We start from the raw sequence: 21,204 nt of genomic DNA on the forward strand, positions 1-21,204 counted from the left end.
CAGAGTATTTCTAGCAAGATGAAGCTGACCTAAGAATGGACGCCCACACCACCCACAAGACCCTGATCGCGCCGCTTCGTGCGGCGCTCTATGATTTTTCGGAGACGAGCGTGCGGACGGCGCTTGATGCCCTATGCGCGCCGGATGCGGTGTTTCACCATTGCCACCCGTTCGGCGATCTGGCCGGGCCGGGGGCGTTCTACGATGCCGCCTATGCGCCGCTTGTGGCCGCCGTACCGGATCTGGAGCGGCGGGATTGGATCGTGATGGCCGGCCCGACGCCCGAAGGTGCCGATTGGGTTGGGTGCGGTGGGTTTTACACCGGCACATTCGTCGCGCCGTGGCTTGACATTCCGCCGACCGGGCATCTGCTTCACATGAGGTATCACGAGTTTTATCGCTTCGAGAACGGCAAACTCGTGGAGTTTCAGGCGCTTTGGGACATCCCCGAGGTGATGATGCAAGCCCGCGCCTGGCCAATGGCGCCGAGCCTTGGGCGCGAGTGGTGCGTTCCGGGGCCAGCGTCAAACGATGGCATCGTGCCGGGGCCGCATGACGGGCAGCAGAGCGTGGCGACAATGCAGCACATCATCGACATGCTCGAACGCCTCAAGCGTCACCCCTCGCAGGGCGGCCCCGAGGTGATGGAGATGGAGCATTTCTGGCACCCGCGCATGAACTGGTATGGTCCCGCCGGGATCGGCACCGGGCGCGGCATTTCGGGCTTTCGCAACTGGCACCAGATACCGTTTCTGAACGCGATGCCGGATCGTGGGCAATATGTGGATGAGATCGAGTATCACTTTTTCGGCGATGGCGATTATGCCGCCGTGACCGGTTGGCCCGATATGATCCAGACCGTAACCCATGATGGCTGGATGGGGATTGCGCCCGCCGGGAAAAAGATCACCATGCGGTCGCTCGACTTTTGGCGGCTGGAGGAGGGGCGGATCCGGGAAAACTGGGTTCTGGTCGATCTTCTGGACGCCTATTGGCAGCTTGGCGTCGATGTCTTTGCCCGGCTGCGTGAATTCAACAAGGCCCGGAACATGGGGCCGATCGACATACCGGATGGACTAAGCGCATGACACTTCCCCGCACACCGACCCTTCGCCTTGACGGCAAACGCGCGCTTGTCACCGGCGCATCTTCGGGCATCGGGCAGGGCTGCGCCGTGGCACTGGCCGAGGCGGGGGCGCATGTGGTTTGTGCGGCGCGGGGTGTCGAGAAACTGCAAGCCACCGTCGATGCAATGGCGGCAGAGGGCTGGTCCGCCGAGGCGCTGGCGCTGGATATGGCGGACCTTGATGCGCTGACGGCGGCGCTAAAGGGGCAAAGCTTCGATGTCGTCGTGAACTCTGCCGGGTTGGCACGGCATAGCGCGGCGCTGGACACGACGCCGGAAGATTACGATGCGGTCATGAATCTGAACCTGCGCGCGGCTTACTTCCTGTCGGTCGGCGCGGCGCATGGCATGAAGGCCAAGGGGCAGGGCGGGTCGATCATCCATATCAGCAGCCAGATGGGCCATGTCGGCGGTATTGACCGCGCGGTCTATTGCGCGTCGAAACACGGGTTGGAGGGGATGGTGAAATCCATGGCGATCGAATGGGGGGCAGACCAGATCCGGATCAACACGATCTGCCCGACCTTCATCAAGACTCCGCTGACCGCGTCGACCTTTGACAACCCCGAACGGGCTGCGTGGATTGCCGAAAAGATCAAGTTGGGCCGCGTCGGCGAGGTTGAGGATATCATGGGCGCGGTCGCCTATCTTGCCTCGGATGCGTCGGCGCTGGTGACGGGCACATCGCTTTTGATCGACGGGGGGTGGACGGCAGACTGATGGCGGACAAGGTCACATCCCTTCAGGTTGCCGAACGCGCAGGCGTCAGCCAATCCGCGGTCAGCCGGGTGTTTACGCCGGGTGCGTCGGTATCGAAAAAGACCGCCGACAAGGTGCGCAAGGTCGCGGCAGAGCTTGGCTATCGCCCCAACGTGCTTGCCCGGTCGCTGATTACCGGGAAAAGCCGGATCATCGGGCTGGTCGTCGCCTATCTTGAAAATCAATTCTACCCGGAAGCCATCGAAAAACTGTCAAACGCGCTTCAGGCCGAAGGCTATCACGCGCTGGTTTTCATGGCCTCGAACGACAGCGAAGCGACGCAGAAAGTGATCGACGAATTGCTCGACTATCAGGTCGACGGGATCATCGCGGCGTCTGTCGGCATGTCGAACGACCTGACGACCCGGTGCGAGGCGGCGGGCATCCCCATCGTCCTGTTCAACCGCCAGCAGGATGATGACCGGCTGTCCGGTGTCGGGTCCGATAACGTCGCGGGGGGCCGCAAGCTCGCCGAATATCTGCTGCGCGGCGGGCATCAGCGGATTGGCCACATCGCGGGGTGGGAGGGCGCCTCGACCCAGCGCGACCGGGAAACCGGGTTCCTGATGGGCCTTGCCGCCGGGGCGCAGACCTTGGCCGCCCGCGCTGTCGGCAATTTCAATTATGAAACCGCGAAGGAAGCGGCGCGCACCATGTTCTCCGGCCCCGACCGCCCCGATGCGGTGTTTGTCGCCAATGACCACATGGCCTTTGCGGTGATGGACGTGCTGCGGTTCGAACTCGGCCTTCGTGTGCCCGAGGATGTCTCGGTCGTCGGATATGACGACGTGACGCTTGCCGCCTGGCCCAGCTACGACCTGACAACCGTGCGCCAGCCTGCGAACCGGATGGCCGCCGAAACCCTCGACATTCTGATGACACGCATCAATAACCCCGAAGCCAAACCTCGGCGTGTGGCCATTGACGGCCCGCTGATCGCCCGCGGTTCGGCCCGAAAACCTGAAGGACCAACGACATGAAAGGCTTTGATCCGAAGTGGCGGGATTTTCCCGACTACATCATCGGTATCACCAAGGAAATCTGGGAAGATCGCGGCATCGCCACGCTCGACCATTACTACGGAGATGAAATCCCGGTCCGCACCCCGTCCTCCATCGTCGTGGGCAACAAGGGCGTCATCGCGGCGACTATGGCGACGCTTGCCGAATTTCCCGATCGAACGCTGTTCGGCGAAGACGTCATCTGGTGCGAGGGCAACGATGACGGCTTGCTCAGCTCTCACCGGCTGCATTCGACCGCGACCCATGCCAAGCCGGGCGTCTATGGCGAACCGACGGGGAAGAAGCTCCACTACCGGATTATCGCGGATTGCTATGCCAAGGCGAACCAGATCACCGACGAATGGCTGATCCGCGACCAGGGCGCCATCGTGCGCCAGCTGGGGTGGGAGCCGAAAGACTATGCCCGCGACCTGATCGAACGCGAGGGCGGGCCGAAAAACTGTGTGCAACCCTACCTGCCCGAAAACGATGTGCCCGGCCCCTATACCGGCACGGGCAATGACAACGAATGGGGCGCGGAATATGCCGACATCCTGACCCGGATCATGCGGGCCGATTTCACCGTGATCCCGAGTGAATACGACCGCGCTGTCACCGGCGAATACGCGGGCGGAGTCACCGCGCTGTCACATGGGCAGGTCGACGAATTCTGGATGGGCCTGCGCGCGTCCTTCCCCTCGGCCGAGTTCAAGATCCACCACGTGATCGGCCGCGACGACCCGATGATGCCACCCCGCGCCGCGCTCCGCTGGTCGCTCGACGGCAAGCACGACGGCTGGGGCAGCTTCGGCACCCCCACAGGCAAACGCGTGCACATCATGGGGATGAGCCACGCAGAGTTCGGCCCCTGGGGCCTGCGCCGCGAATACGCGCTCTACGACGAAACCGCGATCTGGAAGCAGATTATCTTGCAGACGGGCTGACCCCCCGATCAGCCCGCCCCGGACCCGCTCCGGGGCCGTCCAAAGAATGACCGCAAAGGCCCCGGGGCAAGCCCGGGGCGACAACGAGAAAGAGAGACCGACATGACCCCCGCAGAAATGGAAGCCCGCATCGTCCGCTACGGCGACCTGCAACCCTGCAAAACCGCCTTTATCGACGCCCACACGCCGGGCAGCGATCAAAAGGAAAACTTCACGATCATTGGCGGCGGGGTCAGTGAATCGCCTGACCAGCACGTCCATATCTCGATCCCGCACGGCTTTAATATCGGGGCGGCGGGGCAGCCTCCGAACTGCCGCAACTCTCTCCACAACCATCGCACGGCCGAGGTGTTTTATGTCCTCAAGGGCCGCTGGCGGTTTTTCTGGGGTCGTTGGGGTGACGCGGGCGAGGTCGTGCTGGAGGAAGGCGACATCTTCAACATCCCCACCAACATCTTCCGGGGGTTCGAAAACATCGGCACCGATTACGGTATGATCATGGCGATCCTCGGCGGCGACGATGCCGGGGGCGGCGTGATCTGGGCGCCGCAGGTGATCGAGGATGCGAAGGATCACGGCTTGATCCTTGGCGACAACGGCAAGCTTTACGACACCAAGAAGGGCCAGAATCTGCCTGGCGGGGTGAAGCCGATGCCGGTCCTGACCGAAGACGAGCTTGCGAAGGTGGATGAGCCGTCGTCGATGCAGGTGATCGGTGGCTACGTGCGCCGCTACAACGACCTGATGGCGATTTCCGACAAGAAACCCGCCAAGGTGATCGGCGAAAAAGGCGTGATCCGCGACAAGCCGGGGTTTGAGGTTGATTTCATCACCCGCGCTTCCGCCAGCGAAGAAAAACACGCCCACGACAAGCCCAGCGTCCTGATGCCCGTCAAGGGTCACTGGCGGGTCGAATGGGACGGCGGAAGCGCTACCCTCGCCCCCGGCGACACGATGAGCGTGCCGGAAAACCTCACCCACTCCGCCGTGCCTTCGATGACGGGCGAGGCGGCGATGTATCACGTCGTGGCCACGGGTGAGGCAGCAGGGGCGACATGGAAACCGTAAACCCTCCGGCCCGGTCCGAAGACACCCGCGCGGTCTATGAGCGTCACGCCGAAAGCTATGACGCCAAGCGGTCGCGCGCCCTGCACGAGGCGCGGTGGCTTCGCCACTTCGCCGCGGCGCTGCCCGAAGGGGGCAGGGTGCTTGATGTCGGGTGCGGCGGCGGGCTGCCCATCGCGGGTTGGCTGATCGGAGAGAAATTCCGCCTGACCGGTGCCGACTTCTCCGAAAAGCTGCTGGCGCTGGCGCGGTCGCGCTGGCCCGATGGCGACTGGCGGCTGGCCGACATGCGCGGGTTTGATCTGCCGGATCGGTTCGACGGGATCGTCGGCTGGAACAGCTTTTTCCACCTGACGCCGGACGAACAGCGCGACTGCCTGCCGCGCCTCGCCCGGCACCTGAACCCCGGCGGTGTGTTGATGGTCACCGTCGGCCCCCAGGCCGGAGAGGTCACGGGAACCGTCGAAGGCGAAAGCGTCTACCACGCGAGCCTTTCGGTCGCCGAATACGCGACGATACTCGAAGCCATCGGAATGCGCCTGACCGCCTTCGTCGCCGAAGATCCGACCTGCGGCGATCACTCCGTCCTGATGGCCCGGAAGGATGACGATGCGGCCGCCGCGACGGGGGTCGCCGGATGAGAGGTCGCCGGACACCGGCGGCGCCGAGTGTATGCACGCCGTATGCACGTTGTATGCACACCCTGTGCACGTCCCGTGCATACCAAATCAGGAGACCTTGATGTCCATTCTGACCACCCATGTCGGCTCCCTCCCACGCACGCAAGAAGTCGTGGATTTCATCTTTGCAAGGGAGCGGGAGGAGCCTTACGACCCCGCCGCCTTTGACGCCGCAATGACCCGTGCGGTGTCGGAAACCGTAAAAAAACAAGTGGATGCGGGGGTGGATATCGTTTCGGACGGCGAAACCTCCAAGATCAGCTACGCGACCTACGTCAAGGATCGCTACACCGGGTTCGACGGCGACAGCCCCCGCAACGCTCCCGCCGACCTCAAGCAATTCCCGAGCTTTCTCAAACGCTTGGCCGACGATGGCGGCACCCCCCAATACGCCCGCCCCATGTGCGTGGGCGAGGTGAAATCGAAGGGTCAGGGCGAACTTGAAAAGGACATCGCCAACCTCAAGGCGGCAATGGCCGAACACGGGGCTGAACGCGGCTTTATGAACGCTGCAAGTCCGGGCGTTATCTCTTTGTTTTTGCAGAATGATCACTACAAAACGCGCGAAGCATACCTCGCCGCTTTGGCCGACGCGATGAAGACGGAATACGAAACCATCGTCGCCTCTGGCCTTGATCTGCAACTCGACTGCCCCGACCTGGCGCTGTCGCGTCATATGTTGTTTACCGATCTCAGCGATGATGAGTTTGTCGAAGTCGCACAATCCCATGTTGAGGCGTTGAATCACGCGCTATCCGACGTGCCGAAGGATCGCGTGCGCGTTCATATCTGCTGGGGCAACTACGAAGGCCCGCATGTCTGCGACATTCCGATGTCGAAGATGTTCGATACGCTGATGTCGACCGATGCACGCTACGTGCTGTTCGAAACCTCCAACCCGCGCCACGGCCACGAATGGACCGTGTTCCGCGACCGAAAGGCCGATATTCCCGACGACAAGGTGCTGGTGCCGGGTGTGGTGGATACCACTACGAATTTTGTAGAACACCCGAACCTCGTCGCGCAACGCATTGAAAGATTTGTGGAAATCGCGGGAGTGGATCGCGTGATCGCCGGGTCTGACTGCGGCTTTGGCACCTTCGCGGGCTTTGGCGCGGTCGATCCCGAAATCGCGTTCGCCAAGCTCGGCGCACTGGCCGAAGGGGCTGCGCTGGTCAAATGACACCGCTTGTCCTGATCCCTGGCATGATGTGCGATGCCCGGCTTTTCGGGCCGCAAATCAACGGCTTATCGCATCGCTGGCCGATCCTTCACGCGCCGATTAACGACCACGACACGGTCGATGCGCTGGCCGAGGATGTTTTGCGATGGGCGCCCGACCGCTTCGCCCTTGGCGGGCTTAGCATGGGCGGCATCGTCGCGATGGAGGTGCTGCGCCAAGCCCCCGACCGCGTTGAACGGTTGGCGCTTCTCGACACGAACCCCAAGGCCGAGGCCGATGAAATCAAGGTCCGCCGCGAACCCCAGATCGCGCGGGTGGAGGGCGGGGAGCTTCGCACCATCATGCGCGATGAGATGAAGCCGAACTACCTCAGCGACGGTCCCAATCGCGGCGCGATTCTCGACCTTTGCATGGCGATGGCAGAGGCGCTGGGCCCGGAGGTTTTCGTCCGTCAGTCCCGCGCCCTGCAAAGCCGGCCTGACCAGCAGGATACCCTGCGCGCCTTCACCGGCCCGGCGCTGGTTCTGTGTGGCAAGGATGACGCTTTGTGCCCGGTGCATCGTCATGAATTGATGCACGATCTTTTGCCGAACTCCACCCTAGAAGTCATTGATGGGGCAGGACATCTTCCGACACTCGAACAACCCGAAATCACAAATGCGGCCCTGATCCGCTGGCTGGAGGCTTAATGGATACCGCCCTGCTTGAACTGCTCCGCTCCGTCGATACACCGACCGTCTGCAACGCGATCGAGGTCGCACAGGGCAAGCGCGGGTTTGATGCCTTCACCCGCGGCACCATGCTGTGCAGCGCCCCGTCCGAACCCGCCGTTGTCGGCTATGCCACCACCGCCAAGATCGCGGCGCTCGCCCCGCCGGACGAAGCCCCCGAGGTGATCCGCGAACGGCGCATGGCCTACTATGGCCAGATGGCCGAGGCACCGCAACCGTCGGTCGCCGTGATCGAAGACGTGGACTACCCCGACTGCATCGGCGCCTATTGGGGCGAGATCAATACGACCGTTCATAAGGGCTTCGGCATGTCCGGCGCGCTCACCAATGGCGTGATGCGCGACCTTGGCGACCTGCCGGAAGGCTTCCCCGTCATCGCAGGCTCCGTCGGCCCCAGCCACGGGTTCGTCCATGTGAGGGAACTGAATACCCCGGTCAACATCCTTGGCATGACCGTGCGCCCCGGCGACCTTGTGCACGCGGATCGCCACGGCGCTGTAGTGGTGCCGGAGGATGTGATTGGCGTGTTAGGCGGCGCGATCACCAAGCTGCTTGAAACCGAAAAACTGGTGCTGGACCCTGCGCGAGAAGATGGCTTCGACTTCGCCGCGTTTGAGGCGGCCTGGGCCGCGTTTGAAAAGGCCCGCACCTGACAGATCAGGTGAACAAATCTGCGTAAGTCTTTCTAAGACCAGCCTTTTGCACTTTGCCCATCGTATTTCGGGGCAGGGTATCGACAAGCTGCACCGCCTTCGGTCGCTTGAAATTTGCAAGGTCGCGTTCACAGGCCGCATTGATCGCGCCCTCATCGACGGGTGCTGCCCCGTCAGGCACGACGACGGCAACCACGGCTTCTCCGAAATCGGGGTGCGGCACGCCGATCACCGCCGTTTCCACCACGCCGGGCACCTGATCGATCAGCGCCTCGACCTCTTTCGGATAGACGTTCAGGCCGCCGCTTATGATCAAGTCTTTCGCCCGCCCAACGATGTGGACATAGCCATCGGCATCAATCCGACCCAGATCACCGGTGATGAAGAATCCGTCCTCCCGCAACTCCTCCGCCGTTTTTTCCGGCATCTGCCAATAGCCCGCAAAGACGTTCGGCCCGCGCACCTCAAGCACGCCGATATCCCCGCGGGGAAGGTCTGCGCCGGTGTCGGGATCGCAGATTTTCAGCTCCACCCCCGGCAGCGGAAAGCCAACCGTTCCGGCGCGGCGGTCGCCGTCATAAGGGTTCGACGTGTTCATATTGGTTTCGGTCATGCCGTAGCGTTCGAGGATCGCGTGGCCCGTGACCGCGCGCCATTGGTCGTGGGTTTCCGCGAGAAGAGGGGCAGAGCCGGACACGAACAGCCGCATATTGCGGGCCGCCTCGGCCAGCCCATCGGTTTGCAGCAGCCGTGTATAGAACGTCGGCACGCCCATCAGCGCGGTCGCGCTTGGCATTGCGTCACGAACCTGATCGGCGTCAAATTGCGGCATGAAAATCATCGCAGCCCCGGCCATCAGGGTGATGTTGGTCGCGACGAACAGCCCATGGGTGTGAAAGATCGGCAGGGCGTGGATCAAGGTGTCATCTGCGGTGAACCGCCACACATCCCGCAGAGTTTCAGAGTTCGAGGCAAGCGCCCGGTGCGTCAGCATTGCACCCTTGGACCGCCCCGTGGTGCCTGAAGTGTAAAGGATAGCGGCAAGGTCATCTTCCGCCCGCGCGACCGCCTGAAATCCTGGCGCTTCGGCGTCGCGTGCATCGGCCAAGCTCCCTGTTCCGTCGGGGCCGAGGGTCCAGATATGCGCGACCGCGCAATCATTCGCGATCGGGGTCAGTGCATCGAAATTTGCCGGATCGCAGACGAACAGGGTGGGGGATGCGTTGCCAAGGAAATAGCTGATCTCGGCGGGGGTATAGGCCGGGTTCAGCGGCAGAAACACCGCACCGGACAGGACGCAGCCGACGTAAAGCTCCAACATTTCCACGGTTTTTGGGGCTTGCACGGCAACGCGGTCGCCGGGCTGGACACCGGCCCGCGACAGGGCGGCGGCCATCCGTTCGGCGTTGCCGAAGAAGGCGCCGTAGCTGGTGGTTTTGCCTGTCGTGGCGTGGGTCAGGAACAGCGCATCGTCGCGCCCGATGCTCGCCGCGCACAGCCGTTCGGCCAGATGGTTCGCCTGATACATAACGCCCTCCGCACTGGTTTGCCGGAAGGCGTAGCCAGCGCGAAGGGCAAGGTCAATCCGCTATCCTGCGCGTTTTTGCAGCACCCAATCGGGTCGCACGAAATGGCAGGTATAGCCGTTAGGAACACGCTCCAGATAATCCTGATGCTCTGGCTCCGCCTCCCAGAAATCGCCAACGGGTTCGAGTTCGGTCACAACCGGACCGGGCCAGAGGCCAGACGCGTTGACGTCGGCAATCGTATCTTCGGCCACCGCTTTCTGGTCCTCGTCCACGTAGTAAATCGCTGAACGGTAGGACATGCCGCGATCATTTCCCTGCCGATCTTTGGTAGTCGGATCGTGGATCTGAAAGAAGAATTCCAGCAGCTTGCGATAGCTGATCGTGTTTGGGTCAAAGGTAATCTCAATCCCCTCGGCGTGGGTGCCGTGGTTGCGATAGGTCGCGTTGGGGATGTCGCCGCCGGTATAGCCGACGCGCGTGTCGATCACGCCCGGCATCTTGCGGATCAAGTCCTGCATTCCCCAGAAACAGCCCCCGGCAAGAACAGCGCGTTCAGTGGTCATTGGCTTTCCTCCGTTTGAAACAAATGGGCGTAGTCGCCGTATCCCTCAGCCTCCAACTCGTCGACGGGGACAAAGCGGAGCGAGGCAGAGTTGATGCAATACCGCAGCCCGCCCCGATCGGCGGGCCCGTCAGGAAACACATGCCCAAGATGGCTGTCCCCGTGGGCTGAGCGCACCTCGGTCCGGATCATCCCGTGGGTCTGGTCGCTGAGTTCGTTAACGTGGTCATCTTGGACGGGCTTTGTGAAGCTCGGCCAGCCGCAGCCGCTGTCGAATTTATCCATCGAGGTGAACAGCGGTTCGCCCGAGACGATATCGACATACAGCCCAACCTCTTTATGGCCATCGAAATCGCCGGAGAACGGGCGTTCGGTGCCGTTTTGCTGGGTCACGCGGAACTGTTCGGGGGTCAGGCGGGCGATGGCGTCGGGGCTTTTTTTGTATCGCGTCATTCAGGTGATCCTCCGTTTCAGGTGCCCGAGAGTCATTGGGCCAGCAGGTATGTGGGGTGCGCGCGTGGCGTTTTCCACGTTTGTTACCTTGGCACAATTTGTCGTGAGAATCAGGGGTGTTTAATGCCTCCGCCGACGGGCGGGGATTGGCGTCTGTCGGGGTGCATGAGTATTTTTGGCAAGATGAAACGGTCAGGGGCGCGCGGCCTTTTCCGCGATGCCGGATGTGCCTTCGCGGCGGGCGAGTTCCGCCAGGACATCGTCAAGCGATACGTCACAGGCCGTCAGCATGACAAGCAGGTGGTAGAGCACATCGGCGGCCTCAGCGGTCAGGTTGTCGCGGTCGCCCTTGACGGCGGCGATGATCGCTTCAACCGCCTCTTCACCGAATTTCTCGGCGCATTTTTCCGGGCCGCTGGACAGCAGTTTTGCGGTCCAGGATGTATCAGGGTCGGCGCCCTTTCGGGCTGCGATGGTGGCGGCGAGCGTTTCGAGCGTTGTCATGCGAACCTCATCGGGATGCCGGCGGCGGCCATGTGATCCTTGGCCTCGCGGATGGTGAATTCACCGAAATGGAAGATCGACGCGGCGAGCACAGCGGACGCGCCGCCCTTGGTGACGCCTTCGACCAGATGGTCGAGTGTGCCGACGCCGCCTGATGCAATCACCGGCACCGACACCGCTTCAGCGATGGCGCGCGTCAGGGGCAGGTTGAACCCGGCGCGGGTGCCGTCGCGATCCATTGAGGTCAGCAGGATTTCTCCGGCCCCCTTGGCCGCGACTGTGCGGGCGAAGTCGACCGCGTCGATGCCCGTTGACTTGCGCCCGCCGTGGGTGAAGATTTCCCATTTGCCAGGGCTGACCGTCTTGGCGTCGATGGCGACCACGATGCACTGGCTGCCAAATTGGTCTGCGGCGCGGGTCACGACATCGGGGTCGGCGACGGCGGCGGAGTTGAAGCTGACCTTGTCGGCCCCGGCAAGTAGCAGATCGCGCACGTCAGCGGCCGTTCGCACACCGCCGCCAACGGTCAGGGGGATGAAGCATTCCTCGGCCGTACGGGTGACGACATCGAACATCGTGCCGCGGTTTTCGTGGGTCGCGTGGATGTCGAGAAAGCAAAGCTCATCCGCGCCGGCGGCGTCATAGGCGCGGGCGGCATCGACCGGGTCGCCCGCATCGCGCAGATCGACAAAGTTCACACCTTTCACTACGCGTCCATCGGCCACGTCGAGGCAGGGAATGATCCGGGTTTTGAGCAAGTCTTCGCCTCTTCAACAAAGTTTGAGCGGGTTTTAGGTCGGATTGGCTGTCAAGGCCAGAGGGTCCGTGGTCTACTGCCCACATAACGGCAACCCACCGAGAGAGGAAAACCGATGAAAAACCTGATAGCCCCCCTTGCGGCCCTGCTGATCGCAACACCCGCGCTGGCCGACGATATCGTTCGGACGGAGACCGAGAAGACCGTGGCCGAGGCGACCGATGCGCTTGTCGAAACGATCACCGGCGCCGGTGCCACGGTGTTTGCCCGCGTGAACCACGGCGCAGGGGCGGAGAGTATCGGGAGCGATGTCGGCGCGTCCGAGCTGCTGATCTTTGGCAATCCGGCGATTGGGACGCCTGCGATCATGGACAACCGGCTGGCCGGGCTTCACCTGCCGCTGAAAATCCTTGTCTACGAAGACACGGATGGGCAGGTCTGGATGGCCTATGAAACGCCGGAAGAGACGCTTGATGACCTTGATGGGATTTCGGGTGATGCGGAGTATTTGGGCAAGATGGCCGGGGCGCTCAACAACTTTGTGACGAAAGCGCAGTAGCGGCTAATCTGCGGGTCGTTTGGCCACAGCAAAGATCAGAAGGACGATCCCGATCAGACCGATCGGGATCGAGATAATCGCATACCATCCGGCCAGCAGCATGTTGGCGAGCACGCCGCTGCTGTCGTCATCGTAAAGCGCGCATGGAACCAAGCCGTCTGGCCCCATACAGCCGTTGGCCCAAAGTATCACGCTGGCGATGCCGACCGACAGGAAGGGTAGCGCCCCAATCGCAATCAGCAACGCGGCGAGCCAGAGGAGCGTGCCCTGTGTCACGCGGCCGGTGCCTTCAACAGCGCAAGCGCTTCGCCAAGGTCAATCGCCCCGTCATAAAGCGCGCGGCCCGAGATCGCCCCATCGAGCGGCGCACCGCAGGATTTGAGGGCGCGCAGATCGTCTAGGGACGAGACTCCTCCCGACGCGATCACCGGGATCGAAACTGCATTTGCAAGCGCGGCGGTGGCGGCGACGTTTGGCCCCTGCATCGCGCCATCCCGGTCGATGTCGGTATAGATGATCGCGGCAACGCCCGCGTCCTCAAAGCTCCGGGCGAGGTCGGTGACGTGGATATCGGTTTCCTCTGCCCAGCCGCGCGTGGCGACAAGGCCGTTGCGGGCGTCAAGGCCGACGGCGACCTGACCGGGGAATGCCTTTGCCGCAGTTCGGACCAGATCGGGTTCTTCGACGGCGACCGTGCCAAGGATCACGCGGGCAAGCCCCCTGTTCAGCCAGGTTTCGATGGTTTTCATGTCGCGGATACCGCCGCCAAGCTGCGCGGGGACGTTGGTTTGGGCCAAGATCGCCTCAACCGCCGCGCCGTTCACAGGTTCCCCCGCGAAGGCGCCGTTAAGATCGACGAGGTGTAGCCATTCGCAGCCTGCATCCTGAAACGCGCGGGCTTGTGCCGCTGGGTTGTCGTTGAACACGGTGGCCTGATCCATTTCGCCTTTGTAAAGGCGCACGCAGTTGCCGTCTTTCAGGTCAATGGCGGGGTAGAGGATCATCGCAGGGGTTCCTATGCTGAGTGTCGGCGCCCTTTTGCACCAAGAAACCGCGAATGCAAAGCCCCGCACCGGGGCAGCGCCCGACCCAACGTCACACTTGCCAGACCGGGGGCGAGGCTTTCACAATGCTCGTTAACCTAGGGAGGATACCAAATGAAACGACTTGCGATGATCGCGGCGCTTGCCATCGGCTTTGCATCGCCCGCGCTGGCCGACCCACTAGAAGGGATGTGGCGCACCGCAGCGGATGACAACGGGCATTCGGGATTGATCGAAGTTGCGCCCTGTGGCGGTGCGCTCTGCGGCACGCTCGTCAAAGCGTTCGACAGCAGCGGTGCCGAGATTCAGACGCCGAATATTGGACGCCAGATCATTTCGGCAACGACGCCACGCGGTAACGGGCTGTACCGCGGCAAGGTCTATTCGCCGGATCGGGACAAGACGTATAACTCGCGCTTGCAACTAAATGGGGACCGGCTGTCTGTGTCCGGTTGTGTGATCGGGATTTGTCGCGACGGCGGAACGTGGACCCGCGCGAACTAAGTTAGGGCGTCCATCGTAGGAAGTTCGCGATCAGGCGCAGGCCGGTGTCCTGGCTTTTCTCAGGATGGAACTGCATCCCGATCATGTTGGCGCGGGCGATGATCGCGGTGATGTCGCCGCCATAGTCGACATGGGCCAACAGGTCGGCGGACTGCTCGACCTTGAAGTGATAGCTGTGAACGAAATAGGCGTGCTGCCCTGACGCGACGCCCTCCAAAACCTGATGGGAGCCGTCAAACACCAGATCGTTCCAGCCCATATGCGGCACCTTCAGCGCGGGATCATTTGGCGTAATCTCAACTACCTCACCTTTGATCCAATCAAGGCCGGGGGTATCCTCATACTCCCGCCCCCAGCTTGCCATAAGCTGCATCCCGACGCAGATACCAAGGAACGGGCGGCCATTGGTGACGACCGCATCTTCCATCGCATGAAAGATTCCGGTGCTGTCGAACAATTCTTTCCGGCAGGCCGGGAACGCCCCGTCGCCCGGCAGGACAAGCCGGTCGGCAGAGGCGATAACCTCGGGGTCTGATGTGACAACCACGTCGCCCGCCTCAACCTCCCGCGACATGCGTTGAAAGGCTTTTTCGGCGGAGTGGAGGTTACCCGATCCGTAGTCAATGATCGCGGTCAGCACGGGCCTAAAGCGCCCCTTTGGTCGATGGGATCGCATCGCCCTTGCGGGGGTCGACCTCTACCGCGTCGCGCAGGGCGCGGGCGACGGCCTTGAACGCGGCCTCGGCAATGTGGTGACTGTTGAAGCCGTGCAGGCGGTCGACATGCAGGGTAATCCCGCCATGCGTTGCGAGCGCCTGAAAGAACTCCCGCACCAGTTCGGTGTCGAAGGTTCCTATCTTGGCCGTCGGCATATCGACGTTCCAGACAAGGAAGGGCCGCCCGCTAAGGTCAAGTGCCGCGCGAACCTGCGCGTCATCCATCGGCAAGTGGCAAGCGCCGTAACGCCGAATCCCGCGTTTATCGCCAAGCGCCTCTGTCAGAGCCTGACCGATGGCTATCCCGACGTCTTCGACGGTGTGGTGATCGTCGATGTGCAGATCACCCTCGGCCTTGATCGTCATGTCGATCAGCGAATGGCGCGCCAACTGGTCCAGCATATGGTCAAAAAACCCGACGCCGGTCTGGTTGTCGTAGCTGCCTGTTCCATCAAGCGAAAGCTCGACGGAAATGTCGGTCTCTGCCGTTTTGCGCGTGATCGTTGCCGTTCGCATGGCCATCTCCGTATTGTCGCCTCGTGGTATAGGCCGCGCCGTCTGCGATGCCAAGCGGCGCAGTTCACGGTTGTCGCAGGTGCGGCATCTGTGCCAATCCTAGCAAGTCAGATGATCGGAGAGCCCCATGACCACCCTCGTATTCGTGCAACTGCGCTGCCGTCCCGGACACACCTACAAAGTCGCGGATGAGATAATTCTGCGCGAAATCCATTCGGAGCTTTATTCGACAAGCGGTGATTTCGATCTGATCCTCAAGATTTACATCCCCGAAGGGAAGGATGTCGGCAAATACATCAATGACTGCCTACTGGATATCGACGGGATCGACCGGTCATTGACCACGCTGACCTTCAAGGCATTCTGAGGGCACACCCCTTTTCCTTCGGCCCGCACCAACGTAAGAACGCGCAAACAATCGTATCAACCGGAGCGCGACGTGCAGCTAATGGTGCCAAAACCGCAGACAGAAATACCCACCACGGGCGCCGTCTTGTCCGATGTGCGCGTCGTGCGGGAGTCGCGCGACATCCTGTCGATCAGCCATTTGAAACTGGCGGAGCATCGGATCGGTGTCGTCGGGCGCAACGGTTCCGGTAAATCGACGTTCGCCCGCGTCCTCTGCGGCCTGATCGCGCCCGACTCCGGCACGGTGCATGTCGGTGGCACCGATATGATCCGCGACCGCAAACGCGCGATTACGGAAATCGGCATCCTGTTTCAGAACCCCGATCACCAGATTATTTTCCCGACCGTGGCCGAAGAAATCGGCTTTGGCCTCGCCCAACTTGGCCACCGCAAAGCCGACGCGCGGACCGGCGCGCAGTCGGTGTTAGAACGGTTCGGGAAGCGTCATTGGGAAGACCGCGCGATTCACACCTTGTCGCAAGGGCAGCGCCATCTTGTCTGCCTTATGGCCGTTTTGGTCATGTCACCAAAGATGATCGTGCTGGATGAACCCTTCGCGGGGCTGGACATTCCAACAACCGCGGCACTGAACCGGTATCTGGCGGGCCTGGACCAGCAGATCGTCCACATCACCCACGATCCGGACACGTTGGCGGACTATGACCGGGTGCTGTGGCTTGAGGGCGGGCTGATCCAGATGGACGGCCCCGCCGAAACGGTCCTGCCCGCGTTCACGCAACGGATGGAGGCGATTGATGATCTCTCTGACCTCACCGATTGAGACTATATTTCACCGCGTGCCGGCGGGATTGAAACTGATCGCGCTGTGCGTGTTTACGGTCGTTATCTTTCAGATGGAAAGCATTGGGGCGCATCTTGGGGCGCTGGGCCTTGTCGTCGCGCTGTATCTTGCTGGTGGGCTGGATTTCGCGGTGGCCGGGTTGCGCTATCTGCGCCCCCTTTGGCCGTTTATGCTAATCATCGCTGTTTGGCATTTCGTGACTGGCACGCCTGAGGCAGGAGCACAGATCGCGCTGCGGCTGACTGCCGCATTCGGATTTGCCAATCTCGTCACGATGACGACGCGCCTTCAGGATATCATCGCCGTGCTGCGCTGGGTGCTGACCCCTCTCAGACGCCTTGGAATAAAGACCCAAGCCGTCGAACTCGCCATCGCGCTGGTCGTCCGCTTTACGCCGGAACTGGCGCGAAAGGGCGGCCTTCTGGTCGAGGCATGGCGCAGCCGGTCGCCGCGCCGTCCGGGCTGGCGCGTGGTTGCACCATTGGCCTTGCTCGCGATAGATGATGCCGACCACGTCGCGGACGCCTTGCGTGCCCGTGGTGGTGTGCGCTGAAATCTGAATAGGAGAAACTAGGACCATGGAAAAGAACCTCGTGCTGATTGCGCTTTTCGCTGCGCTGATCGCGGCGCTCGGGCTGATTCCGCAAATTACACTGGCCTTTGGCGTGCCGATTACGGCGCAAAGTCTTGGTGTCATGCTGTGCGGAACCGTTTTGGGTGCAAAACGCGGGGCGCTGGCCGTTGGTCTGTTCGTTCTTTTGGTCGCGCTTGGGCTGCCCCTGTTGTCCGGCGGGCGCGGTGGGCTTGGAGTTTTTCAATCTCCGACCGTCGGCTTCGTCATCGGATTCCCGATTGCGGCCTTTGTCGCAGGCTGGATCGTCGAAACATGGCGCGGCGGTGCTTTGTTGTGGGTGGCCATAGTTGGGGCGCTGCTTGGCGGGGTGGTCGCGCTTTACATTCCGGGGATCATCGGATTGTCGGTCGTTCTTGATAAGACAATCGTGGAGGCGGCGAAGCTTGTCGCGATCTTCATCCCCGGCGACATCGTCAAGGCGGTCATTGCCGGTCTGATCACATCCGCACTGGCCCAAGCGCGACCGGACAGCGTTTTGTCCCGATCCTGACCTAGGGGGTCTGCATGACCAATGCAGACCCAATCCCCCCGGCCGCCGCAATTGCGGCAAGCCCGCTGCCGCCCCGCTTCGTCAGCTCGTGATAAAGCCGCACAGCAAGAACCGCGCCCGACGCCCCGATAGGGTGCCCGCGGGCGAGGGCACCGCCACCGAGGTTCGTAACTTCTGCCGATAGGCCGGTTTCGTTCACGCAAGCGATGGCTTGTGCGGCGTAGGCTTCCATAATTTCCGCAGCAGTCAGGTCGGTGGGGTTCAGTTTGGCCTGACTAAGCGCTGACTTGATCGCAGCAACGGGCGCAAGGCCGGGCAAGGCCGGGTCCGCGCCCACCGTCGCGCCGCTGACGATCCGCAACGTGGGGCGATTGACGCGCTTGGCGACGCCCTCAGAAACCACAGCACAAAACGCGGCCCCGTCCGCCGCAACCGCGGTATTCGCGTTGGTGATCGGACCGACGATCTGCGCTGCCCGCTCCGCAACGCGGTGGGTCAGCCGCCGCGTGAAGGGATCGTGATCGAGGTCGGTATTCGGCACCTGCGCAATTTCCCGGCGCATCTGTTCACGTGCGGCGAGCGCCTTTTCATGGCTTCGCACCGCCCAATCATCCTGATCCGCCCGCGAAATGCCAAGACGCTCCGCCAGTCTCGCCGCAGCCTCGGCCATGTCAGGATCTTGATTGGCGTCCGGTGCGAAGGGCGGCTGGTCGTATGCGACAGGCGCGCGCCCGTCGTCGAACGTGCGGTGCCGGATCGGCCTGCGCGAATAGCTTTCGGCGCCCCCTGCGATCACGATGTCAGCCTGTCCGGCATCAATCATCGCCGCCGCGATCCGAAGCGCATCAAGCCCCCCGGCGCATTGCCGATCGACGCTTAGCCCCGCCACCCGATGCGGCAATCCAGCGGCCAGCGCCGTCACCCGCGCTGGATTACCGCCGGGACCGATTGCGTTGCCTGCGATCAATTCGTCGACCTCATCAACGGCAATCCCGGCATCGGCAAGGCAAGCTATCACCGCCGCAGCGCCGAGGTCGTGCGGTTCAACCGCTTTGAACGCGCCGTCCCTTGGGGCGACCGGCGTTCGGCGGGCAGCGGCGACATAGGCGGTCATCGGGCAGGCTCCCGCAGCAACGCGGTCAGGGCTTGCAGATCCGTTTTGCCCGACGGTAGGCAGGGCCAGTCATCAAGCACGCGTATGGAGCGAGGGGTCGCGAGTGGGCCGAGATCTGCGCGAACTTTCGATATGATCTCCGCAGGGGTCGGCGCGCCATCCTCAAGGTGAACGAAGGCCGTCAGGGCGTTTCCGCGCAGCTTGTCGGGAAGCGGCAAAACGGCGGCCCGTGTGATTCCTTGAATGTTCATCAGGTGGCTTTCGATCTGTTCGGGAAAGACGTTCTGATCCGCCACCGTCACCATCCGGGTCTTGCGACCGGCGAGGAACAGGTTTCCGTTTCCATCGATCGAACCAATCTCTCCGACGCTCAAGAACCCATCCTGCCACCGCGTGTCGGCCGCATCACTGCCGATGTAGTCCGAGAAGAGGTAGGGGCTGCGCACCCAAAGCTCTCCGTTTTCGCCGGGTGGCACTGGATTGCCGTCAACATCGCGCACGTCAAGATCAACGCCGGGGTAGGGTTGGCCGACGGAGCCGGTCGAGGTGGCTTTGTCGGCAACCGTCACGAAGCTGGTTTCAGACGCGCCGTAGAATTCGACAATCTCGGCCATCGGGAAAAGCGCCTGAACCTCGGCGCGAAGCGATGGTTCCAGTCGCGCGCCACCGACGAAGATAAGGCGCACGGATTGAAGGCGCGGTTCGCCCGGGTGGATTTTTACTGTCGTAAACAGGGCAAGCTGTGACGGCGTTGCGTAAAATGCCGTCACCTCCGCATCGGAGAGCCGCGCGAGCTGCCGATCCGGACGCAATGCCGAAAGCAGGTGCAGGTCCGCGCCCAGCCAAAGCGCTTCGAGTGCGGCATAGAGCGTCAGCGAATGCGACAGCGCTCCGAGCAGGGCGGTCGTGTCGTCAGGCCCCAGGCCCCACATCTGCCCGTTCGCCTCAAACGTCTCGATCCAAGAGCTTTGCGTCCGCCGAATCCGACGCGGCGCGCCGGTTGTGCCAGAGCTGAGGCATTGCAGGGCAGGCCCGATGGGTGGAGGCGTGTGCTGCGTATCAGGCTCCGCCATCCGGGTGATGCAGAACTCGTCAAGCGCTTGGTCGCCCTGAAAGAGGCTGCGCAAGGCCTCGGTCTGCGGCGTTTCAGGAATGTTGATGACGCCGCGACCGGGCTGGGTGCGCTCGGGCGCGCGAACCTCCGCCCCTTGCGCATCGAACACGTGCGCGGCGCGATGCCACCGGAATCTGGTTGTATCCCCGTCCATCATTCGCTGCGCTGCGCCTGTTCGATCATCTGCATGGGGTGCACATATCGTGTGCGGGGTGTCGCTGCCAACCTTCATTGCGCGGATGTGAGCTTTGCCCGTGCACAAATCATCGGCAGTGGGATTTCGTGGGACACGTGGTCGATCGGGTGGTGAATCATGGTCACAGGTCGCGATTCACGGGGGCAGGCGATATCTTTCAGGGGTTTCTTTTAGGCGAAAAGCGGTATGAAAGCGTGAATATTAGAAAAGATTGGGATTTCATGGAACTTTTTTAGGGCAATAAAGCTGCCACTATATGTAGCGCATGACTTATATCAAATATCCACTCATGGTTCTAATCGAGCGAATTTTGACACAATACCTTGTTTTTCAAGCACCTCAAAAACCAGATATGGTGGATAATTCCCGAAAATAGTTGTTGATTTCCATGAATTCCCATGTCATCCCTTTATCCAAGATGAAGACGGGAAAACGGGGCAAAACAAAAGAACCCCGAAAATCTCCCAAGTCAGGTTTCATACAGGCACCCGCTTCATCGAAACGAAGAGATCCGGCGCGCGAGCGAGCAGACATCCCCCCAGGTGGCGCGCGCAGTCGGACACCCCGGAAACGGGACGAGGGCGGCGGGTTGAGCAGTGGCAGCGGCTCAACCCGCCGTTTCCTCATCTAGGGGACGGTTTAGAGAGGAGCCGCAGGCAGTGGTTCGCAGGTTCAGAGGCGAAAGCCACCACAAGGTGGACGCGAAGGGCAGGGTGTCTATCCCGGCCTCGTTTCGTCGTGTTCTGGAAGCTGGCGACCCGAACTGGACAGATGGCCTCAACCCCGAACTTGTTATTGTTTACGGCGACGAACGGCGCAAACAGCTTGAGTGCTTCACGATGGACGCAATCGCTGATGTCGAACGCCGGATCGAAAAGATGCCGCGCGGGTCCAAGAAACGTAAAGCCCTGCAACGTCTTTATAACACGCAATCTTTGCCGACTTCGGTGGATGACACTGGCCGCCTTGTTCTGCCGCAAAAGCTGCGGGAAAAGATCGACCTCGACAACATGGCGTTCTTTGCTGGGAACGGCGATACGTTCGAGATCTGGAAGCCCGAAACCTACGAAACCGAAATGGACGCCGATCTGGAAGGCGATGATGAGTTCGACCCGGAGGCCGACCCATCGATCTATCTGGACGGCGAAGAAGAGGGGTAGC

27 protein-coding genes are annotated in these 21,204 nt (G+C 61.9%); 16 read left to right on the forward strand and 11 right to left on the reverse strand.

What is annotated here, in order from left to right:
* Nucleotides 1-35: 35 nt before the first annotated feature.
* The 9 genes from ACEWPJ_RS05020 (at nt 36) to ACEWPJ_RS05060 (ending at nt 8,142) form a co-directional block, all read left to right on the forward strand.
* The gene (locus ACEWPJ_RS05020) at nt 36-1,088 is read left to right on the forward strand and encodes an ester cyclase (protein ID WP_416511384.1); all 1,053 of its coding nucleotides are present in this window, start codon (nt 36-38) and stop codon (nt 1,086-1,088) included.
* On the forward strand, nt 1,085-1,846 hold the full coding sequence (locus ACEWPJ_RS05025) for an SDR family NAD(P)-dependent oxidoreductase (RefSeq protein WP_416511386.1): 762 nt from the start codon (nt 1,085-1,087) through the stop codon (nt 1,844-1,846). Before ACEWPJ_RS05020 ends, ACEWPJ_RS05025 begins: the two co-directional genes overlap by 4 nt.
* Entirely contained in the window at nt 1,846-2,865 is a 1,020-nt protein-coding gene (locus tag ACEWPJ_RS05030) for a LacI family DNA-binding transcriptional regulator (RefSeq protein WP_416511388.1), read from the forward strand. Before ACEWPJ_RS05025 ends, ACEWPJ_RS05030 begins: the two co-directional genes overlap by 1 nt.
* A complete protein-coding gene (locus ACEWPJ_RS05035; RefSeq protein WP_416511389.1) occupies nt 2,862-3,830 on the forward strand; it encodes a nuclear transport factor 2 family protein in 969 nt (322 codons plus the stop codon). Before ACEWPJ_RS05030 ends, ACEWPJ_RS05035 begins: the two co-directional genes overlap by 4 nt.
* 102 nt (nt 3,831-3,932) lie before the next feature.
* Entirely contained in the window at nt 3,933-4,898 is a 966-nt protein-coding gene (locus ACEWPJ_RS05040) for a cupin domain-containing protein (RefSeq protein ID WP_416511391.1), read from the forward strand.
* The gene (locus ACEWPJ_RS05045; RefSeq protein ID WP_416511393.1) at nt 4,886-5,536 is read left to right on the forward strand and encodes a class I SAM-dependent DNA methyltransferase; all 651 of its coding nucleotides are present in this window, start codon (nt 4,886-4,888) and stop codon (nt 5,534-5,536) included. Before ACEWPJ_RS05040 ends, ACEWPJ_RS05045 begins: the two co-directional genes overlap by 13 nt.
* Before the next feature lie 100 nt (nt 5,537-5,636).
* Nucleotides 5,637-6,758 carry a cobalamin-independent methionine synthase II family protein gene (locus tag ACEWPJ_RS05050; protein WP_416511395.1) on the forward strand — a complete coding sequence of 374 codons (1,122 nt, stop codon included), beginning with the start codon at nt 5,637-5,639 and terminating at the stop codon, nt 6,756-6,758.
* A complete protein-coding gene (locus tag ACEWPJ_RS05055; protein ID WP_416511396.1) occupies nt 6,755-7,447 on the forward strand; it encodes an alpha/beta fold hydrolase in 693 nt (230 codons plus the stop codon). The genes ACEWPJ_RS05050 and ACEWPJ_RS05055 overlap by 4 nt, the downstream gene beginning before the upstream one ends.
* A complete protein-coding gene (locus tag ACEWPJ_RS05060) occupies nt 7,447-8,142 on the forward strand; it encodes an RraA family protein (protein ID WP_416511398.1) in 696 nt (231 codons plus the stop codon). Before ACEWPJ_RS05055 ends, ACEWPJ_RS05060 begins: the two co-directional genes overlap by 1 nt.
* Nucleotides 8,143-8,146: 4 nt before the next feature.
* Here ACEWPJ_RS05060 and ACEWPJ_RS05065 read toward each other — a convergent pair whose 3' ends face one another.
* The 5 genes from ACEWPJ_RS05065 to hisF all read right to left on the reverse strand — a co-directional run bounded on the left by ACEWPJ_RS05065 (nt 8,147) and on the right by hisF (nt 11,948).
* Nucleotides 8,147-9,670, reverse strand: coding sequence for a malonate--CoA ligase (locus ACEWPJ_RS05065; protein WP_416511400.1), 1,524 nt, complete (start codon nt 9,668-9,670; stop codon nt 8,147-8,149).
* Nucleotides 9,671-9,730: 60 nt separating this feature from the next.
* Nucleotides 9,731-10,234, reverse strand: a complete 504-nt coding sequence (gene msrA, locus ACEWPJ_RS05070) for a peptide-methionine (S)-S-oxide reductase MsrA (RefSeq protein ID WP_416511401.1) — start codon at nt 10,232-10,234, stop codon at nt 9,731-9,733.
* Complete coding sequence (msrB, locus tag ACEWPJ_RS05075) at nt 10,231-10,686, reverse strand: peptide-methionine (R)-S-oxide reductase MsrB (RefSeq protein ID WP_416511403.1); 456 nt, start codon at nt 10,684-10,686, stop codon at nt 10,231-10,233. The genes msrA and msrB overlap by 4 nt, the downstream gene beginning before the upstream one ends.
* Nucleotides 10,687-10,878: 192 nt before the next feature.
* Complete coding sequence (locus tag ACEWPJ_RS05080; protein ID WP_416511405.1) at nt 10,879-11,190, reverse strand: phosphoribosyl-ATP diphosphatase; 312 nt, start codon at nt 11,188-11,190, stop codon at nt 10,879-10,881.
* On the reverse strand, nt 11,187-11,948 hold the full coding sequence (gene hisF / locus ACEWPJ_RS05085; RefSeq protein WP_416511406.1) for an imidazole glycerol phosphate synthase subunit HisF: 762 nt from the start codon (nt 11,946-11,948) through the stop codon (nt 11,187-11,189). The genes ACEWPJ_RS05080 and hisF overlap by 4 nt, the downstream gene beginning before the upstream one ends.
* Before the next feature lie 114 nt (nt 11,949-12,062).
* On the opposite strand from hisF, the gene ACEWPJ_RS05090 reads away from it, so the two are divergent.
* On the forward strand, nt 12,063-12,506 hold the full coding sequence (locus ACEWPJ_RS05090; RefSeq protein WP_416511408.1) for a DUF302 domain-containing protein: 444 nt from the start codon (nt 12,063-12,065) through the stop codon (nt 12,504-12,506).
* A 3-nt stretch (nt 12,507-12,509) separates the two neighbouring features.
* Here ACEWPJ_RS05090 and ACEWPJ_RS05095 read toward each other — a convergent pair whose 3' ends face one another.
* Together ACEWPJ_RS05095 and hisA are read right to left on the reverse strand one after the other, a co-directional pair.
* A complete protein-coding gene (locus ACEWPJ_RS05095) occupies nt 12,510-12,782 on the reverse strand; it encodes a hypothetical protein (protein ID WP_416511410.1) in 273 nt (90 codons plus the stop codon).
* The gene (gene hisA, locus ACEWPJ_RS05100; protein WP_416511411.1) at nt 12,779-13,510 is read right to left on the reverse strand and encodes a 1-(5-phosphoribosyl)-5-[(5-phosphoribosylamino)methylideneamino]imidazole-4-carboxamide isomerase; all 732 of its coding nucleotides are present in this window, start codon (nt 13,508-13,510) and stop codon (nt 12,779-12,781) included. Before hisA ends, ACEWPJ_RS05095 begins: the two co-directional genes overlap by 4 nt.
* Before the next feature lie 153 nt (nt 13,511-13,663).
* Between hisA and ACEWPJ_RS05105 the strand changes: the two genes are divergently transcribed.
* A complete protein-coding gene (locus ACEWPJ_RS05105; RefSeq protein ID WP_416511412.1) occupies nt 13,664-14,053 on the forward strand; it encodes a DUF2147 domain-containing protein in 390 nt (129 codons plus the stop codon).
* Nucleotide 14,054: 1 nt separating this feature from the next.
* On the opposite strand, the gene hisH is transcribed toward ACEWPJ_RS05105, so the two are convergent.
* Nucleotides 14,055-14,693 (reverse strand): imidazole glycerol phosphate synthase subunit HisH, encoded by a 639-nt coding sequence (gene hisH, locus ACEWPJ_RS05110; RefSeq protein ID WP_416511414.1) that lies wholly within the window; start codon nt 14,691-14,693, stop codon nt 14,055-14,057.
* A 4-nt stretch (nt 14,694-14,697) separates the two neighbouring features.
* Entirely contained in the window at nt 14,698-15,285 is a 588-nt protein-coding gene (gene hisB, locus ACEWPJ_RS05115) for an imidazoleglycerol-phosphate dehydratase HisB (protein WP_416511416.1), read from the reverse strand.
* A gap of 127 nt (nt 15,286-15,412) precedes the next feature.
* On the opposite strand from hisB, the gene ACEWPJ_RS05120 reads away from it, so the two are divergent.
* From ACEWPJ_RS05120 to ACEWPJ_RS05135, 4 genes are all read left to right on the forward strand, one after another.
* Nucleotides 15,413-15,652, forward strand: coding sequence for an Lrp/AsnC ligand binding domain-containing protein (locus ACEWPJ_RS05120; RefSeq protein WP_416511418.1), 240 nt, complete (start codon nt 15,413-15,415; stop codon nt 15,650-15,652).
* A 135-nt stretch (nt 15,653-15,787) separates the two neighbouring features.
* A complete protein-coding gene (locus tag ACEWPJ_RS05125) occupies nt 15,788-16,474 on the forward strand; it encodes an energy-coupling factor ABC transporter ATP-binding protein (RefSeq protein WP_416513003.1) in 687 nt (228 codons plus the stop codon).
* Nucleotides 16,449-17,048 carry an energy-coupling factor transporter transmembrane component T family protein gene (locus ACEWPJ_RS05130; RefSeq protein WP_416511419.1) on the forward strand — a complete coding sequence of 200 codons (600 nt, stop codon included), beginning with the start codon at nt 16,449-16,451 and terminating at the stop codon, nt 17,046-17,048. The genes ACEWPJ_RS05125 and ACEWPJ_RS05130 overlap by 26 nt, the downstream gene beginning before the upstream one ends.
* A gap of 25 nt (nt 17,049-17,073) precedes the next feature.
* A complete protein-coding gene (locus ACEWPJ_RS05135) occupies nt 17,074-17,619 on the forward strand; it encodes a biotin transporter BioY (protein ID WP_416511420.1) in 546 nt (181 codons plus the stop codon).
* 1 nt (nt 17,620) lies between these two features.
* Here ACEWPJ_RS05135 and ACEWPJ_RS05140 read toward each other — a convergent pair whose 3' ends face one another.
* Both ACEWPJ_RS05140 and ACEWPJ_RS05145 read right to left on the reverse strand, forming a co-directional pair.
* Nucleotides 17,621-18,733, reverse strand: coding sequence for a thiolase family protein (locus ACEWPJ_RS05140; protein ID WP_416511421.1), 1,113 nt, complete (start codon nt 18,731-18,733; stop codon nt 17,621-17,623).
* The gene (locus tag ACEWPJ_RS05145) at nt 18,730-20,001 is read right to left on the reverse strand and encodes a class I adenylate-forming enzyme family protein (RefSeq protein WP_416511422.1); all 1,272 of its coding nucleotides are present in this window, start codon (nt 19,999-20,001) and stop codon (nt 18,730-18,732) included. The genes ACEWPJ_RS05140 and ACEWPJ_RS05145 overlap by 4 nt, the downstream gene beginning before the upstream one ends.
* Nucleotides 20,002-20,702: 701 nt before the next feature.
* Here ACEWPJ_RS05145 and mraZ point away from each other — a divergent pair.
* Nucleotides 20,703-21,203, forward strand: coding sequence for a division/cell wall cluster transcriptional repressor MraZ (gene mraZ / locus ACEWPJ_RS05150; protein ID WP_416511424.1), 501 nt, complete (start codon nt 20,703-20,705; stop codon nt 21,201-21,203).
* Nucleotide 21,204: the final 1 nt, after the last annotated feature.

Source organism: Aliiroseovarius sp. YM-037, assembly GCF_048060095.1.
GTDB lineage: Bacteria > Pseudomonadota > Alphaproteobacteria > Rhodobacterales > Rhodobacteraceae > JBLUOA01.